Origin of the sequence: Alcaligenes sp. SDU_A2 (genome assembly GCF_038237375.1) — a bacterium.
Lineage (GTDB): Bacteria > Pseudomonadota > Gammaproteobacteria > Burkholderiales > Burkholderiaceae_B > Alcaligenes.
On sequence record NZ_CP151273.1, the window covers coordinates 3,330,815 to 3,347,777 of the forward strand.

Sequence of the window (16,963 nt, forward strand, 5' to 3'; positions counted from 1 at the left end):
CTTATTTCACCAAGCCAAAAAGAAAACTTTCGATATCGTCGATAGCCTGATCCGACAGCGGATCGGCACCGTCGCCAGCCCAAAACTGCACCAAAGCGGCTACCGTGGCATGCATGAACACATCCTTGATCTCGACCTGACGATGCATGGCGGTCTGGATACGGGCAATCAGTTGAACGGCCAACAGGGAATGTCCTCCCAGCTCAAAGAAATTGTCGTGCCGACCCACTCGCTCCAGTCCCAACAATTCGGCCCAGATGCCGGCCAGCTGAATTTCCGTCTCGCCCAACGGCTCCTCGTAAGCCGCCGTGGCACTGAATTCGGGTTCCGGCAAAGCGCGACGGTCCACCTTGCTGTTGGCATTGAGCGGCATCGCCTCCAGCACCACAATGGCCGCTGGCAGCATATAGTCCGGCAACACCTCGCTTAAGCGTTGACGCAATTGCGCAGGGCTGGACTGATGGCCGGATTTCAGCGACACATAGGCTGCCAACCGCGTGTCCGCGCCGTTGCCCAGGGCCAGCACCACCGCTTCGCGTATACCGTCCAGCGCCAGCAACTGGCTTTCTATTTCGCCCAATTCAATGCGGAAACCCCGCACCTTGACCTGATGGTCGATACGGCCTAGATAGTCCAGTTGCCCCTGGGCCGTCCAACGCGCCAGATCGCCCGTGCGATACATGCGTTCGCCTTGATCGCTGAATGGGTCTGCCACAAAGCGTTCGCACGTCAATGCCGCCTGGTTCAGGTAGCCACGCGCCAAGCCCGCCCCGGACACGCATAGCTCACCTGCCACCCCGATCGGGACACGGTTCAGTGCGCTATCCAGGACATACAGCCCCAGATCCGCAATGGCGGCCCCGACCGGACTGCCTGTCTCGGCCAGATCCTGTCTGCGCACAGGCCGGTAGGTGACATGAACCGTCGTTTCGGTAATGCCGTACATATTGATCAGCGTCGGCATCGCGTCCCCGAACACATCGATCCAGGGTTCCAGACGCTTAGGCTCCAGCGCCTCCCCGCCGAACACAACGGCACGCAGCGCCAAGGCCGGCATGTCCTGCCCGATCAGCGCCACCAATTGCCCAAAAGCCGATGGAGTCTGGTTCAGCACCGTGACTTTTTCCTGATGCAGTAACTGCAGGAAATCACGCGGGGATCGACTGGTCAGATAAGGGACGATGACCAGCTTGCCGCCCGTGCACAAGGCCCCGAAAATCTCCCAGACCGAGAAGTCGAACGCATACGAGTGAAACTGCGTCCAGACATCCTGCGGCCCAAAGTCGAACCACGGCTCAGTAGCACTGAGCAAACGCACGACATTGGCATGAGACAGCTGCGCGCCCTTGGGCCTGCCTGTGGAGCCGGAGGTGTAGATCAGATAGGCCAGCGTCTCAGGATGCACCGCCACGCACGGATTGGTATCGGGCTGCTGCCCGATTGCCTCGTCATCCAGCAAAACCGTGGTGATCTGCGCCGCTCCAGGCAAGCGGGCCAGGACATCTTCTTGCGTCAACAGCACACTGATGCCGCTGTCCTGCATCATGTAGGCCAGTCGTTCGGCCGGATAGTCCGGCTCCATAGGCATATAGGCCCCGCCCGCCTTCAAAATGGCCAGCAAGCCCACCACCATGTCCACCGAGCGCTCTACCGCCAAGCCGACCCGGCTTTCCAGGCCCACCCCGCTTTGCATCAAGTAATGGGCCAGACGATTGGCGCGGCGGTTCAGAGTGTCGTAGCTGATGCCGACTCCATCCATGACCACCGCGGTCTCATGGGGCCGCATGCACGCCTGGGCTTCGATCAAAGCATGGATAGACCCATCGACTCGGAACTGCGACTGCGCACGACCCCAATGCGCAAGCTGTGCATCCTCTTTAGTGGGCAGAATAGACAACGCACGCAGCGGAGACGGATCGTCTTGCTTCAGGCAAAGGACCAGACCTTCCAAGGCATGGCGTAAGTAATGCGCCAGACGCTGGGCACCGACTTGGGTATGGGCCTGGGACAACAAGACGAAATCGTCGCCCATATCATCAACGCACAGCGTAATCGGGAAGTTGGTGCGTTCCTGCCCGCCCAGCACCTGCATGCCTTCCCAGGCCGCAGCCTGCTCGTGCGCCTGCGGCGCAATGTAACGGTAGTTCAGCATGGAGGTGAACAGCGGTACCCCGGCCGCCACCGCGCTGCACTGCTGGGCCTGCGACAAGCTGGCATGCTCGTGCGCCATCAACTCGCTCAGGCAGCGGTGCGTCTGCTGCAAGGCGGCGCTGGCCGTGCCATTTTGCAGATCGATGCACACCGGCAAGGTGTTGATGAACATGCCCATCGCCTGATCTATGCCTTGGCCACCCTGCATACGACCGAACAGCACCGTGCCGAACACCGGGCGACTCTGGCCGCTGGTGGCCGACAGCACCAACGCCCACGCCAGATGGAACACGCTGGCCGCGCTAACCGCCTGACGGCGCGCCAGCTCGCGGATGGAGCGGGACAGCTCAGGCGGCAACGGCAACGAGACCTCCTGCACCGCACGGCCATCGCCCTGCACATCCAGCACCCCGAACGGGGCCGTCGGTTCGTCGATATCGCCCAGCATCCGGCTAAAGAAGACTCGGTGTGCCTCCTCGTCCGCACCCAACACGGACTGGGCCACAAAGTTGCGGAACGGCACTACTGCGGGCAAGGCATCGAACCGCTCTTGCTGGATCAGGCTGATTTCCTGAACCATGCGCTCCAAGGTGGTGTGATCACTGATCAGGTGGTGCAGCACCACTTGCAACAGATACCGACCTTGAACGGCCTTTGGGGCTGTATCGTCGGTCGGGACCGGCGCTGGCGCACGGTCTCCCCCTAGACTGGACTGGATATCATGGACCGGGATACGCGCCTGTCCATCCTTTAAATCATGCACCAGATCATGATCCGGATCGTGTACGGCCAACACATCGATCATGGGCGCGCGGCGCACATCCAGACGATACTGGCCGCTCGTAGCGAGGGCCTCCAGCTGGGTTTGCGCATCCTGCCCCGGCTGCAAGGTGGGCCACTGAATCTGCACCCGCGCACGGCGCTGCACCACCTGCACCGGATCGGCCACCCCTTCCCAATGTACCGAGGTGCGCAAAATATCGTGCCGGGCAATCACCTGATTCAGGCTGTCTACAAAGCGTTCCAGACGCGCGCGGCTGTCAAAGGCCAGCAGCGTCGGTGTCACGTATGCATCGCGCTCGGCATCGAGCAAGTGATGGAACAACATGCCTTGTTGCAAGGGCGCCAGCGGATAGATGTCCTGGATCTGCGCCATGCCGCCAGGCACTTGCTGCGCAATCGCGGCGATCTCGGCAGAACTCAGGGCCACCAGCGGCAACATGTCGGGCGTGATCGCCGTGCAATCGGCCGGGATGCCGTTCGCGGGCACCACACAATCCTTAACCGGCTGCGCCTGCGACACGGCCTGCGCAAACGCGCTCAGCACCGGATGCTGGAACACGGTGCGCACCTGCGCCACGATGCCGGCCGCGCGTTGCCGCTCGATCAGGCTCAATGCCAGCAAGGAATGCCCGCCCAGCTCGAAGAAGTTGTCCTGACGGCCCACCCGCTCTACGCCCAGCACCTGCGCCCAGATCGACGCCAGCGCCGTCTCCAATTCGCCCTGCGGCGCTTCATAGTCCTGGCTGCCTGCAAACTGCGGCTCGGGCAACGCCTTGCGGTCGATCTTGCCGTTGGCGTTCAAGGGCAAGGCATCCAGCACCATAATCACCGAGGGCACCATGTAGTCCGGCAGACGCTGCGCCAATTGTTCGCGCAATTGTTGGCCCGAGATCATCGAACCTGGAGCACCACCACCACCACCACCACCACCACCACCACCACCACCACCACCACCACCACCACCACCGCCGACACGCTCGTGATCCGCCGGGTCAAGACCGGTAGTTTGCGAGTTTGCTACTTGCTGCTCCACTACGCCCTGACTCAACAAGCTCTCGCCCGACACATAAGCCACCAGTTGCGCGCCCTGCGGCCCCTCGCGGGCCACCACTACCGCTTCGCGCACCCCGTCCAGCGCCAATAACTGGGACTCCACCTCGCCCAGCTCGATACGGAAACCGCGCACCTTGACCTGATGGTCCAGACGCCCCAGGTACTCCAGTTGACCCTGCGCATTCCAGCGCACCAGATCGCCCGTGCGGTACAGCCGTCCGCCGTCCGCACCGAACGGATCAGCCACAAAGCGCTCCGCGCTCAGCTCCGCCCGGTTCTGATAACCGCGTGCCAGCAGATCCCCGCCTATGTACAACTCGCCCTGCACACCGGCAGGCACCAGATTCAAGGAGCCATCCAGCACATACAAGGCACGCGCGCCCACGGCCGTCCCAATCGGGACATAAGGGCCAGTCAGGCCCTCCGCAGCAGTGCCTGACCAGAGTGTCGGCGAAATCACCGTCTCGGCCGGTCCATAGACATTGAACAACTGCGGCGCACCCAACACCTGACTGGCCTTGTGCAAATCATCCACCGCCCAGGCCTCGCCACCGACAATGCACATCCGCACCGCGCAGACTGACTCGTTGGACGAGTTAACGATCTGGCGCAGATAAGCCGGGGGCAGATACAAGACCGTCACATCATGACGGCGCACATGTTCGCGCAGCGCATGGCCATCCAGATGACGATCGGCAACGATATACACGCTGGCCCCAGCCACCAGAGGCGTTACCCACTGCTCGAGCGCCGCATCAAAACTAATCGAAGCAAACTGCAGCAAACGGTCGCTGGGCCGCAGACCGTACCGACGCCCCACTGCGTGCGTATGGGCGCTCAGACTGCCGTGGCTGACCGCAATCGCCTTGGGCTGCCCGGTCGAACCCGAGGTGTAGATGACATAGGCCAGGGAACCCTCATGCACGACCATCGCCGGGTTCTGAACCGACTGTTGCCACAGCGACGGATCATCCAGCTCCACAATCGGCACAGCGTCCAGCACAGGCAGGTGCGCGCGCACCTGGGCATGACACAGCAACAAGGCAATACCGCTGTCGCGCAACATATACGCCAGGCGGTCAGCCGGATAGTCCGGGTCCAGCGGCACATAGGCCGCCCCGGCCTTGAGCACCGCCAGCATCGCCACCACCATGTCAACCGAGCGCAAGGCGGCCATGCCCACCGTATCTTCGGGGCCTATCCCTTGGGCAATCAGGTAATGCGCCAGGCTATTGGCGCGGCGGTTCAGTTCGCCATAACTGAGGCTGCCGTCCTGATCCAGCACGGCAATCGCATCGGCCTGCCGATGCGCCTGCTGCTCGATCCACACATGTACCGGTACCTGCTGTTCCGAGGTCTGCTCGCCACGGCCCAAGGCCAGAACCCGCCTCTGTTCGTCGGCAGGTAGCAAAACCAGACGTCCGACCACATCGTCATCACCAAGTTCCTGTGCCTGCAACAGCTTCTCTAGCGCGGATTGCAGATACAGCGCCAAGCTTGGGGCATCTATCGAGTCCACCGCCTGAAGTACCAGCTCGAAGTCCTGACCGTAATCATTCACAGCCACAGAAATCGGGAAGTTGGTGCGTTCCTGCCCGCCCAGCACCTGCATGCCTTCCCAGGCCAACTCCTGATCCAGCTCCTGCGGCGCAATGTAACGGTAGTTCAGCATCGAGGTGAACAGCGGCACCCCGGCCGCCACCGCACTGCACTGCTGGGCCTGCGACAGACTGGCATGCTCGTGCGCCATCAACTCGCTCAGGCAGCGGTGCGTCTGCTGCAAGGCGGCGCTGGCCGTGCTATTTTGCAGATCGATGCACACCGGCAAGGTGTTGATGAACATGCCCATCGCCTGGTCTATGCCTTGGCCACCCTGCATACGCCCGAACAGCACCGTGCCAAACACCGGGCGACTCTGGCCGCTGGTGGCCGACAGCACCAACGCCCACGCCAGGTGGAACACGCTGGCCGCACTGACCGCCTGACGACGCGCCAGATCGCGGATGGCGCGGGACAGCTCCGGCGGCAACGGCAACGACACCTCCTGCACTGCACGGCCATCGCCCTGCACATCCAGCACCCCGAACGGGGCCGTCGGCTCGTCGATCTCGCCCAGCATCCGGCTAAAGAAGGCCCGATGCGCGGACTCGTCTGCACCCAACACGGACTGGGCCACAAAGTTGCGGAACGGCACTACCGCGGGCAAGGCATCGAACTGTTCTTGCTGGATCAGGCTGATTTCCTGAACCATGCGCTCCAAAGTGGTGTGATCGCTGATCAGGTGGTGCAGCACTACTTGCAACAGATACCGGCCTTGAACGGCCTTTGGGGCTGTATCGTCGGTCGGGACCGGCGCTGGCGCACGGTCTCCCCCTAGACTGGACTGGATATCATGGACCGGGATACGCGCCTGTCCATCCTTTAAATCATGCACCAGATCATGATCCGGATCGTGTACGGCCAACACATCGATCATGGGCGCGCGGCGCACATCCAGACGATACTGGCCCGTGCGAGTCAGGGCTTGCAATTGGGTTTGTGCATCCTGCCCCGGCTGCAACGTAGGCCACTGAATCTGCACCTGCGCGCGGCGCTGCACCACTTGCACCGGATCGGCCACCCCTTCCCAATGCACCGAGGTGCGCAAAATGTCGTGCCGGGCAATCACCTGATTCAGGCTGTCCACAAAGCGTTCCAGGCGCGCGCGGCTGTCAAAAGCCAGCAGCGTCGGTGTCACGTATGCATCACGCTCAGCATCGAGCAAGTGATGGAACAACATGCCTTGTTGCAAGGGGGCCAGCGGATAGATGTCCTGGATCTGCGCCATGCCACCGGGCACTTGCTGGGCCAGCGCGGCGATCTCGGCAGAACTCAGGGCCACCAGCGGCAACATGTCGGGCGTGATCGCCGTGCAATCGGCCGGGATGCCGTTCGCGGGCACCACGACATCGTGCACCGGCTGCGCCTGCGACACGGCCTGCGCAAACGCGCTCAGCACCGGATGCTGGAACACGGTGCGCACCTGCGCCACGATACCGGCGGCGCGTTGCCGCTCGATCAGGCTCAATGCCAGCAGCGAATGCCCACCCAGCTCGAAGAAGTTGTCCTGACGACCCACGCGATCCACACCCAGCACCTGCGCCCAGATCGACGCCAGCGCCGTCTCCAGTTCGCCCTGCGGCGCTTCGTAGTCCTGGCTGCCGACAAACTGCGGCTCGGGCAACGCCTTGCGGTCAATCTTGCCGTTGGCACTCAAGGGCAAGGCGTCCAGCACCATGATCACCGAGGGCACCATGTAATCCGGCAAACGCTGCGCCAACTGATCGCGTAGCTCCTGGCCCAACAGGCCCTCGCCCGACACATAGCCCACCAGTTGCGCGCCCTGTGGCCCTTCACGGGCCATCACCACCGCTTCGCGTACCCCGTCCAGCGCCAACAAGCCAGACTCCACCTCGCCCAGCTCGATACGGAAACCGCGCACCTTGACCTGATGGTCCAGACGCCCCAGGTACTCCAGTTGACCCTGCGCATTCCAGCGCACCAGATCGCCCGTGCGGTACAGCCGTCCGCCGTCCGCACCGAACGGATCGGCCACAAAGCGCTCCGCGCTCAGCTCCGCCCGGTTCTGGTAGCCGCGTGCCAGCAGATCCCCGCCTATGTACAACTCGCCCTGCACACCGGCAGGCACCAGATTCAAGGAGCCATCCAGCACATACAAGGCACGCGCGCCCACGGCCGTCCCAATCGGGACATACGCTCCAGTCAACCCATCCCCAGCAGTGCCTGACCAGAGTGTCGGCGAAATCACCGTCTCGGCCGGTCCATAGACATTGAACAACTGCGGCGCGCCCAACACCTGACTGGCCTTGTGCAAATCATCCACCGCCCAGGCCTCGCCACCGACAATGCACATTCGCACCGCGCAGACTGACTCGTTGGACGAGTTGACGACCTGGCGCAGATAAGCCGGGGGCAGATACAAGACCGTCACATCGTGACGGCGCACATGCTCGCGCAGCGCATGGCCATCCAGATGACGATCGGCAACGATATACACGCTGGCCCCAGCCACCAGAGGCGTTACCCACTGCTCAAGCGCCGCATCAAAACTAATCGAAGCAAACTGCAGCAAACGGTCGCTGGGCCGCAGACCGTACCGACGCCCCACTGCGTGCGTATGGGCGCTCAGACTGCCGTGGCTGACCGCAATCGCCTTGGGCTGCCCGGTCGAACCCGAGGTGTAGATGACATAGGCCAGGGAACCCTCATGCACAGCCATCGCCGGGTTCTGAGCCGACTGTTGCCACAGCGACGGATCATCCAGCTCCACAATCGGCACATCGTCCAGCACAGGCAGGTGCGCGCGCACCTGGGCATGGCACAGCAACAAGGCAATACCGCTGTCGCGCAACATATACGCCAGGCGGTCAGCCGGGTAGTCCGGGTCCAGCGGCACATAGGCCGCCCCGGCCTTGAGCACCGCCAGCATCGCCACCACCATGTCAACCGAGCGCAAGGCGGCCATGCCCACCGTATCTTCGGGGCCTACCCCTTGGGCAATCAGGTAATGCGCCAGGCTATTGGCGCGGCGGTTCAGTTCCCCATAACTGAGGCTGCCGTCCTGATCCAGCACGGCAATCGCATCGGCCTGCCGATGCGCCTGCTGCTCGATCCACACATGTACCGGTACCTGCTGTTCCGAGGTCTGCTCGCCACGGCCCAAGGCCAGAACCCGCCTCTGTTCGTCGGCGGGTAGCAAACCCAGACGTCCGACCACATCGTCACTATCGCGTTCCTGTGCCTGCAACAGCTTCTCTAGCGCGGATTGCAGATACAGCGCCAAGCTTGGGGCATCTATCGAGTCCACCGCCTGAAGTACCAGCTCGAAGTCCTGACCGTAATCATTCACAGCCACAGAAATCGGGAAATTGGTGCGTTCCTGCCCGCCCAGCACCTGCATGCCTTCCCAGGCCGCAGCCTGCTCGTGCGCCTGCGGCGCAATGTAACGGTAGTTCAGCATCGAGGTGAACAGCGGCACCCCGGCCGCCACCGCACTGCACTGCTGGGCCTGCGACAAGCTGGCATGCTCGTGCGCCATCAACTCGCTCAGGCACTGATGCGTCTGCTGCAAGGCGGCGCTGGCCGTGCCATTTTGCAGATCGATGCACACCGGCAAGGTGTTGATGAACATGCCCATCGCCTGATCTATGCCTTGGCCACCCTGCATACGCCCGAACAGCACCGTGCCGAACACCGGGCGACTCTGGCCGCTGGTGGCCGACAGCACCAAGGCCCACGCCAGATGGAACACGCTGGCCGCACTGACCGCCTGACGACGCGCCAGATCGCGGATGGAGCGGGACAGCTCGGGCGGCAACGGCAACGAGACTTCTTGCACCGCACGGCCATCGCCCTGCACATCCAGCACCCCGAACGGGGCGGTCGGCTCGTCGATATCGCCCAGCATCCGGCTAAAGAAGACTCGGTGTGCCTCCTCGTCCGCACCCAACACGGACTGGGCCACAAAGTTGCGGAACGGCACTACTGCGGGCAAGGCATCGAACCGCTCTTGCTGGATCAGGCTGATTTCCTGAACCATACGCTCCAAGGTGGTGTGATCACTGATCAGGTGGTGCAGCACCACTTGCAACAGATACCGGCCTTGAACAACGGTTTGTTCGGTATCGCTCAACGCCTGCGCTGCCTTATCCGCGATCTCGTCCCCTAAGCTGGACTGGATATCATGGGCCGGGATACGCGCCTGTCCATCCTTTAAATCATGCACCAGATCATGATCCGGATCGTGTACGGCCAACACATCGATCATGGGCGCGCGGCGCACATCCAGACGATACTGGCCCGTGCGAGTCAGGGCTTGCAATTGGGTTTGTGCATCCTGCCCCGGCTGCAAGGTAGGCCACTGAATCTGCACCCGCGCGCGGCGCTGCACCACCTGCACCGGATCGGCCACCCCTTCCCAATGCACCGAGGTGCGCAAAATATCGTGCCGGGCAATCACCTGATTCAGGCTGTCCACAAAGCGTTCCAGGCGCGCGCGGCTGTCAAAAGCCAGCAGCGTCGGTGTCACGTATGCATCACGCTCGGCATCAAGCAAGTGATGAAACAACATGCCTTGTTGCAAGGGTGCCAGCGGATAGATGTCCTGGATCTGCGCCATGCCGCCGGGCACTTGCTGGGCCAGCGCGGCGATCTCGGCAGAACTCAGGGCCACCAGCGGCAACATGTCGGGCGTGATCGCCGTGCAATCGGCCGGGATGCCGTTCGCGGGCACCACACAATCCTTAACCGGCTGCGCCTGCGACACCGCCTGCGCAAACGCGCTCAGCACCGGATGCTGGAACACGGTGCGCACCTGCGCCACGATGCCAGCGGCACGTTGCCGCTCGATCAGGCTCAATGCCAGCAGCGAATGCCCGCCCAGCTCGAAGAAATTGTCCTGACGGCCCACGCGCTCTACGCCCAGCACCTGCGCCCAGATCGACGCCAGCGCCGTCTCCAGTTCGCCCTGCGGCGCTTCGTAATCCTGGCCACCGACAAACTGCGGCTCGGGCAGCGCCTTGCGGTCAATCTTGCCGTTGGCGTTCAAGGGCAAGGCATCCAGCACCATGATTACCGCTGGCACCATGTAGTCCGGCAACGCTCTCGCCAAGGCTTCTCTTAGTACAGACGACTCCAGAACATGGCCCGCACGAGCAACCACATACGCAAGCAACCGTGTGTCGGAAGCACCCTGCTTGGCCATGACCACCGCTTCCTTGACGCCATCCAGGGCCAGCACCTTGTTTTCGACCTCTCCCAGTTCGATACGAAAACCACGCACTTTGATCTGATCATCGATCCGCGCCAGATACTCCAACTGCCCCTGCTCATTCCATTTGACAATGTCGCCAGTACGGTACAACCGTGCCCCTTGCTTGCTGAACGGATCAGCCACAAAACGGTCGGCCGTCAGCGCGGCTCGTTCCAGATACGCCCGCGCCAGGCCTATGCCCCCAACATACAACTCGCCAGCCAACCCCACAGGAACGGATTTGAGCCGGGAATCCAGAATATGCACCGTACGACTACCCACCGGCCGGCCAATCGGCATGTATAAAGAGCGCTGACTTTCCTGCTCGCCACGCTGCCACACGCACATGCTGGTCGCAATAATCGTCTCGGTCGGTCCATACGCATTGACCACGCGCTGGGCATCGAGCTTGTTGACGATTTGACGATAATCGTCGCGGCCAAACGCCTCGCCGCCGACAATGCACACACGAACAGAGAGCTCATTAGGTGCCAGGTCGTTGCAAAGTTGCCGCACATACGCGGGCGGCAAGTTGATCATGGTCAGGCCCTGGTCGCTTATACGACGCTTGATATCGTCGGTCTGCAGCAGAATGTCCGGCGTAATGTAGACGCTGGCCCCCCGGATCAAGGGCACAATCCACATATCGCCTGCCGCATCGAAACTGAAGGAAAAGGTATGCAGGGCCTTATCGTCCGCGCGCATATCGAACACATCTGCAATGGCCTGAATATGCATAGCCAAGGGCCCATGACTGACGGCGACTCCTTTGGGCTGCCCTGTCGACCCCGAGGTATAAATCACGTAGGCCAGATTGTCCGGGTGTAGATCTACGGACGGATTGCTAGAGCTGCAAGCACTCAAATCCACCGTATCAAGCAAAATTGCCAATACATCCTGCAAAGGCACAGCGCTCTGCACGGCAGTCGTTGAAATGACACGACGCATGCCGCTGTTCTGCGCGATATAGGCCAGACGCTCCAAAGGGTATTGCGGGTCCAGCGGCACATAGGCTGCCCCGGCTTTAAGCACCGCCAGCAACGCCACCACCATTTCCAAGGAACGGTCCAACGCCACGCCGACACGCTCCTCGGGCCTGCTGCCGTGTTGCAACAAGTAAGAGGCAAGACGATTGGCTTGTTCGTTCAACTGCCGGTAGGTCAAGGTCTGGGACTCGAAACACAGAGCAGGTGCGTCCGGCGTTCGCTCGGCCTGAGCTTCGATCAAGCGATGTATTAGCAAATGCGAACTATAAGCAGATTGATTAACTGACAAATGTGCTAACTGCTGAATTTCTTCAGAAGGCAGCACCTGCACATCTGCCAACAAAGAGGGGATGTCGGATTCCAAACCGGCCACAACACTGGTCAGCGCCGTTTGCATATACTGCGCCACCCTGGTCGCGCCTATATCCTGAATCACCTGCGATACCAAGGTAAATGAGCGACCATCGTCATCCACCGACATACCCACGGGATAGTTGGTGTGCTCCTGCCCGCCCAGCACCTGCATGCCCTCCCAGGCCGGACTATCATGCGCCTGTTCTGCGCTATGCCTGTAGTTGAATACTGAAGTGAACAGTGGCACTCCGGCAGGCACCGCGCTGCACTGCTGGGCCTTCGGCAGGCTGGCATGCTCATGCTCGAGCAGCTCGGTCAAAAGACGATGCGTTTGTTGCAAAGCCTGGGCTACCGTATCTTGCGTCAGATCAATGGCTATCGGCAGCGTGTTGATCAGCATCCCCATAGCCTGGGCTGTATCTGAACTGCCTTGCATGCGACCGAACAGCACTGTGCCAAACACCGGACGACTCTGACCGCTGGTGGCCGACAAAACCAGCGCCCAAGCCAGGTGGAACACGCTGGCCGCACTGACACCGTGTCTGCGCGCCTGAGCGCGAATCGCCTGCGACAAGCCTGCCGGCATCTGCTGCACGGACTCCTGTATGAAGCGTCCATCACCACGCACATCCAGAATCCCGAACGGGGCCGTCGGCTCGTCGATATCGCCCAGCATCCGGCTAAAAAAGGCCCGATGCGCGGACTCGTCCGCGCCCAACACGGACTGAGCCACAAAGTTGCGGAATGGCACCACCGCCGGCAAGGCGTCGAGTTGCCCTTGCTGAATCAGACTGATTTCATGAACGATATGTTGCAGCGTTGTATGGTCACCGACCAAATGATGCAGTGCCAACTGCAACAAGTACCGACCCTGTGCGCCGTCCTGCGCGGCAAGATAGGACGGGTCATGCGCGGCCAGCACATCGATCATGGGCGCGCGGCGCACATCCAGACGATACTGACCGCTCGTAGCGAGGGCTTCCAATTGAGCTTGCGCATCCTGCCCCGGCTGCAAGGTGGGCCACTGGATCTGCACCTGCGCACGGCGCTGCACCACCTGCACCGGATCGGCCACGCCCTCCCAATGCACCGAGGTGCGCAAAATATCGTGCCGGGCAATCACCTGATTCAGGCTGTCCACAAAGCGCTCCAGGCGCGCGCGGCTGTCAAAGGCCAGCAGCGTCGGTGTCACATACGCATCGCGCTCGGCATCAAGCAAGTGATGGAACAACATGCCTTGTTGCAAGGGAGCCAGCGGATAGATGTCCTGGATCTGCGCCATGCCGCCGGGCACTTGCTGCGCAATCGCGGCGATCTCGGCAGAACTCAGGGCCACCAGGGGCAGCATATCGGGTGTGATCGCCGTGCAATCGGCCGGAATGCCGTTCGCGGGCACCACACAATCCTTAACCGGCTGCGCCTGCGACACGGCCTGCGCAAACGCGCTCAGCACCGGATGCTGGAACACGGTGCGCACCTGCGCCACGATACCAGCGGCACGTTGCCGCTCGATCAGGCTCAATGCCAGCAGCGAATGCCCGCCCAGCTCGAAGAAATTGTCGTAACGACCCACGCGATCCACACCCAGCACCTGCGCCCAAATCGACGCCAACGCCGTCTCCAATTCGCCCTGCGGCGCTTCGTAGTCCTGGCTGCCGACAAACTGCGGCTCGGGCAACGCCTTGCGGTCGATCTTGCCGTTGGCATTCAAGGGCAAGGCATCCAGCACCATAATCACCGAGGGCACCATGTAGTCCGGCAGACACTGCGCCAATTGTTCGCGCAATTGTTGGCCCGAGATCATCGAACCTGGAGCGCCACCACCACCACCACCACCACCACCACCACCACCACCACCGCCGCCGACAAGCTCGTGATCCGCCGGGTCAAGACCGGTAGTTTGCGAGCTCAATATGCGCTGACCCACTACGCTCTGGCCCAACAGACCCTCGCCCGACACATAGCCCACCAGTTGCGCGCCCTGCGGCCCCTCGCGCGCCACCACTACCGCTTCGCGCACCCCGTCCAGCGCCAACAAGCCGGACTCCACCTCGCCCAGCTCGATACGGAAACCGCGCACCTTGACCTGATGGTCCAGACGGCCCAGGTACTCCAGCTGACCCTGCCCATTCCAGCGCACCAGATCGCCCGTGCGGTACAGCCGCCCGCCGTCCGCGCCGAACGGATCGGCCACAAAGCGCTCCGCGCTCAGCTCCGCCCGGTTCTGATAACCGCGTGCCAACAGATCCCCGCCTATGTACAACTCGCCCTGCACTCCGGCAGGCACCAGGTTCAAGGAGCCGTCCAGCACATACAAGGCACGCGCGCCCACGGCCGTCCCAATCGGGACATACGCTCCAGTCAACCCATCCCCAGCAGTGCCTGACCAGAGTGTCGGCGAAATCACCGTCTCGGCCGGTCCATAGACATTGAACAACTGCGGCGCGCCCAACACCTGACTGGCCTTGTGCAAATCATCCACCGCCCAGGCCTCGCCACCGACAATGCACATTCGCACCGCGCAGACTGACTCGTTGGACGAGTTGACGACCTGGCGCAGATAAGCCGGGGGCAGATACAAGACCGTCACATCGTGACGGCGCACATGCTCGCGCAGCGCATGGCCATCCAGATGACGATCGGCAACGATATACACGCTGGCCCCAGCCACCAGAGGCGTTACCCACTGCTCAAGCGCCGCATCAAAACTAATCGAAGCAAACTGCAGCAAACGGTCGCTGGGCCGCAGACCGTACCGACGCCCCACTGCGTGCGTATGGGCGCTCAGACTGCCGTGGCTGACCGCAATCGCCTTGGGCTGCCCGGTCGAACCCGAGGTGTAGATGACATAGGCCAGGGAACCCTCATGCACGGCCATCGCCGGGTTCTGAGCCGACTGTTGCCACAGCGACGGGTCATCCAGCTCCACAATCGGCACAGCGTCCAGCACAGGCAGGTGCGCGCGCACCTGGGCATGGCACAGCAACAAGGCAATACCGCTGTCGCGCAACATATACGCCAGGCGGTCAGCCGGGTAGTCCGGGTCCAGCGGCACATAGGCCGCCCCGGCCTTGAGCACCGCCAGCATCGCCACCACCATGTCGACCGAGCGTAAGGCGGCCATGCCCACCGTATCTTCGGGGCCTACCCCTTGAGCAATCAGGTAATGCGCCAGGCTATTGGCGCGGCGATTGAGCTCCCCATAACTGAGGCTGCCATCCTGATCCAGCACGGCAATCGCATCGGGATGGGTCGCTGCCTGCGACTCGAACAAACGATGAATGGGCTCGATCTGAGGCGGCTGATGCCTGTTCACATTGCATTCGAGAGCCAGTTGAATATCCAACGGGCTCAACATCTCAACCGCATCCAGGCGGGTAGTACCCGATTCCAGCAAGGCCATCAGCACGGTCCGATAATGCTCGGCCATGCGGGCCACGCGCTCTGGATGAAACAGCTCTTGGGCATAGACAAAACTGACTGTCAGTGCGCCGCTTTCCTCTTCCAGAGTCTGCACCGCCAACTCGAACTGAGCGTGAGGCTCGGCGAAATGCAAACGCTGTACCTCAAGACCAGGCCAGTCCTGCTGTGCCTGACCGTCCCGGCGCAGATGATTGAACAGAACCTGGAACAAGGGATGCACACCCAGCTGACGCTGCGGCTGCACCGCTTCCACCAAGTGGTCAAAAGGCAGGTCCTGATGAGCTTGCGCATGGATGACTGCCATCCTGACGCGTTCAAACAAGGCATTCAAATCCATGCTCCCGGCAAGTCGGGACTGCACGATCTGCGTGTTCACGAACATACCGACAAGGGAACGGGTCTCGGGCAGGCTGCGCTGAGCCAGTGGTATGCCGACCCGGATCAGCGTCTGACCGGTATAACGGTACAGCCAGGCATGAAAGGCCGTCATCAATGACATGAAAAGCGTCGCCCCCGCCTGCGCGGCGTGCGCTTTCAAACGCTCGACCAAGGCTGCGTCCAGCGTAAAACTATGCTGGGCCGCGTGATACTGCGCATCGGCACGCCGCGGCTGATCCACGGGCAAGGCAATCACCTCGTGCTCATTGCCCAGTTCGTTGCGCCACCAGGACAACTGCTGCGCGGCCTGCTGCCCCTGCATCCAGCCTCTTTGCCATTGGGCAAAATCGGCATATTCGATCGGCAAGGCCGCCAGTTGGGCCGCTTCGCCCAGACGAGCGGCCCGGTACAGGGTCTGCAGTTCGTTCAAGATGATCTGCACCGACCATTCATCGCAAGCGATGTGATGCACCACGACCAGCAAATAGTGCTCCTGCGGTGCTGCTTTGAGCAACTCGAAACGCCATACCGGCCCCTTGATCAGATCAAAGGGGCGCTGGCAGACCTGGGCAATGCGATCATCAAGCGATGCCTCCGACGTCTGGCTCAAGTCCCTCACGCGTATATCCAGGTCCGCCTGCTTATGAATCACGGCACGGACGCCATCGCGCTCGTCGGGCAAGAACGTAGTGCGCAAAGCGGCATGCCGCTCCAATACGGTCTGCAAGGCCGTATTCAGCGCCTGCACGTCCAGCTCGCCTGCCAACCGCAGCCCACCGCACATGTGATAGGCCGTGTTGTCGGGGTCGAGCTGCCAAAGGAACCACTGACGCTGCTGAGCAAAGGACACGACACCGTCCTGACGAGGATGGGCGGCGAAAATGGTCTGCTGCTCGATAGCCGCTCCCCCTCCTTTCAGCCTCGCCTGCAAAGCCTCTTTCTGGGCGGGGCTCAATGCAGCGCGTCGTGCTGCTCGCTCTTCCTTCCTAGACATGGTCACACCTCGGGTTCTGCGCTAAATAGA

General features: G+C 61.9%; 1 protein-coding gene. It reads right to left on the reverse strand.

What is annotated here, in order from left to right; translation table 11 throughout:
- Position 1 precedes the first annotated feature (1 nt).
- Complete coding sequence (locus AADW57_RS15340; RefSeq protein ID WP_341667753.1) at positions 2 to 16,933, reverse strand: amino acid adenylation domain-containing protein; 16,932 nt, start codon at positions 16,931 to 16,933, stop codon at positions 2 to 4.
- Positions 16,934 to 16,963: the final 30 nt, after the last annotated feature.